This window comes from uncultured Neisseria sp. (assembly GCF_951230505.1).
GTDB lineage: Bacteria > Pseudomonadota > Gammaproteobacteria > Burkholderiales > Neisseriaceae > Neisseria.
The window spans coordinates 1-2775 of sequence record NZ_CATNVN010000198.1; the positions used below are offsets into that span (position 1 = coordinate 1).

General features: G+C 49.3%; 2 protein-coding genes and 1 pseudogene. 2 read left to right on the forward strand and 1 reads right to left on the reverse strand.

Features of this window, described 5'->3' with window-relative positions; genetic code table 11:
* The coding region (gene cobA, locus Q1M25_RS09345; protein WP_300484025.1) for a uroporphyrinogen-III C-methyltransferase at positions 1 to 791 on the forward strand (791 nt) is incomplete at its 5' end.
* Positions 792 to 843: 52 nt separating this feature from the next.
* Here the strand turns inward: cobA and Q1M25_RS09350 are convergent.
* Positions 844 to 1449 (reverse strand): CoA pyrophosphatase, encoded by a 606-nt coding sequence (locus tag Q1M25_RS09350; protein ID WP_300484027.1) that lies wholly within the window; start codon positions 1447 to 1449, stop codon positions 844 to 846.
* A 175-nt stretch (positions 1450 to 1624) separates the two neighbouring features.
* Here Q1M25_RS09350 and Q1M25_RS09355 point away from each other — a divergent pair.
* Positions 1625 to 2775 (forward strand): annotated as a pseudogene (locus Q1M25_RS09355) (hypothetical protein); the annotation flags it as partial.

Genomic DNA, 2775 nt, shown 5'->3' on the forward strand with positions numbered 1-2775 from the left:
TGATCACGCAGTTAAACCGGGAAACGCCGTTTGGCGGCGAAGTGGTTTTGGTGGGGGCAGGGCCGGGAGATCCGGGCTTGCTGACCATACATGCTTTGCAGGCGATTCAGGCTGCGGATACCGTGTTTTACGATGCTTTGGTGTCGGATGAAATTTTGGCGATGGTGCGTAAAGATGCGGTGAAAATCAGTGTGGGCAAACGCGCCGGTGCGCACCATGTTCAGCAGGAAGAAACCAATCGTCTTTTGGTTGAACACGCTCAAAAAGGCGAGCGCGTAGTAAGGTTGAAAGGCGGCGATCCTTTTGTATTCGGGCGCGGCGGGGAGGAAGTGCAAACCCTGCATCAGGCCGGAATCGCCTATCGCATTGTGCCGGGCATTACTGCTGCACTTGGAGCTACTGCTTATGCCGGTATTCCGTTAACCCATCGCGATTGCGCCCAAAGTGCTTTATTTGTAACTGGCCACAGCAAACACGAGGGCAATCAGCCTGATTGGCAGACTTTGGCTTTAAGCCGTCAAACGCTGGTAATCTATATGGGCACGCTTAAAGCGGCTGAGATTGCGGAAAAACTGATGGCTTATGGCAGGCAGCCTTCTACACCTGTTGCCGTGATTTCCAATGGGACTTTACCGAATCAAACCGTGCGGACAGGTCGTCTGAAAGATTTGGGCTTGCTGGCTGCCGAAGCAGAGCGTCCGGCTTTAATGGTGATTGGCGAAGTGGTTGCCCTGCGCAATGAGATGAAATGGTTCGGAGAAGGTGTCGAATATTTCGAAGAAGCCGCATAAAGAAAATTGATTAAATCAGGCCGTCTAAACATTGGTTTCAGACGGCCTTGCCTTATTTAAAAGCTTGGCAATATTGCTGATAACGTTCTGCCAGTCCATATAGGATGATTGCTGTCAGCCCCCAGATGTCGTAGTGTCGGAAAGGCAGGGCGGGGAGGGCGAGGGTTTGATTGTTGTGATGAAGCTGACGGAATGTGTAGTTTTGCAGGTTTAAGGCGAAATCCAAAGGCAGATAAAAAATTTCAGCTACTTCGTCGGGATTGGCTTTGGGGTTGGCGGGCTGGGTGCAAACTGCCGGAACAGGCGTAACACGGTAGCCGGAAGGCGTGTCATAAAAGGGGAGCGGCGCAAAAGTCTGCCATGCGTCAATCGGAATGGCGGTTTCTTCGTAAGCTTCTCTTAACGCCGTTGCCGTTAGGCTGTCATCTTGGGCATCTTTGCGGCCGCCGGCAAAGGCGATTTGTCCGGTGTGTTGCCTTAAGGTCTCGGCCCTTTTGGTCAGTAAAATTTGCCACGCTCCTTCATGCAAGGCAATGCCGACCAAAACGGCTGCTTCTTTGACCGTTTGGGCGGTAACTAATTGATTGCGCTCTGCTTGCATACGGCTGCTGAAGCGTGAAGCTTGAGTTAGGAAATGGATAAGTTGGTCGGTATTCATTTTTGTCGCTGATTGTTTTATGCAGATGAGGATTACACAAGGTTTACGGTTACCGTGTCAACAAAATAGGGTGCGTGTGTTACAGTTATGCCTGAATGATAAATAAAGCTTTGCGTCTGTTCTGCAAGTGCTTAGGCCGTCTGAAAATGCCGGCAGGTTCTCAAAAAGGATAGTTATGTTGTTTTCCCCATCCCGTATTCGAGTGGCAGCTGCGGCTGTCATGATGTTGTTTGCTACACAAACTTTTGCCGCGCCCGGCGATTCAAATACAGTTTTTGAATCGGCTAAGATTATTAAAAAGAAAAGCCGTGCCGACCGTTTTTCTCCCGAAGAGCACGAGCAGGAGCGGATACGTCTGTTGGGTATACAAAACCGCACCTCGCAGGTTTTCACTTTGTTAAATTCAGAACTGGCCCTGCAAAAGGGTGATGCGGCTTCTGCGCTGTTTACTTATATTTTGACGTTGCATCGCACCAAATCTCCCGAAGTGGCCGAACGCGCTTTGGAGATGGCGGTTTCGTTAAACGCGTTTGAACAGGCTGAAGCCATTTACCAAAAATGGCGCGAAATCGAGCCGGAGCCTGGTGAAACACAAAAGCGTATGACTTGGTTGCGCAATTTGCTGCTGGGTAAAGCCGATAAGAATTTGAGCGGATTGGACAAGGTAATTGCCGGCGGTAGTGAAGATGAGCAAAAGCGCGTGTTCCTGCTTTTGGCACAAACCGCTGCCCAACAGCCGAATCTGACCAGCGATGCGGTCAAACAGGTGCATAAAACGGCACTAAATTATAAAGACTTCCCTGAAGCGGCGATTGCGGATGCAATTTTTAGTGCAAAAGATGGTCAAAAGAAACACGCCATTGCGGCATTGCAGCGATTGGCTAAGTTAGACAATGAAATTTTGCCGCCGACTTTTGTCACGTTGCGGCTGATGGCGCAACGGCATCCTGATATTTTGGACGGCTTCTTCAAAGATACAGACACCAAAACCTTATCTCCGATTTGGCAGGAGTTGGACATCGCCAATTTGATCGCCCATGGCCAAAATGATAAGGCTTTTAAGCGTTTGCAGACTTTGTTGGAAGAAAATCCTAACCCTGATTTGTATATTCAGGCCGCCTTATTGTCAGCCAGCAAGACAGAAAATATTTCTGCGGTAAACAGCTATCTGGAAAAGGCTTATAAAGCCGGCACGGAAGAGCAGCGCAGCCGTGCGGCGTTAATTGGTGCGGTTTCATATAATGATGTAGAAGAATTGGCCAAAGCCAAACAATGGCTGGATAAGGTAACGGCAACGGCTTATACGTTTGATAAAACCATTTTGGC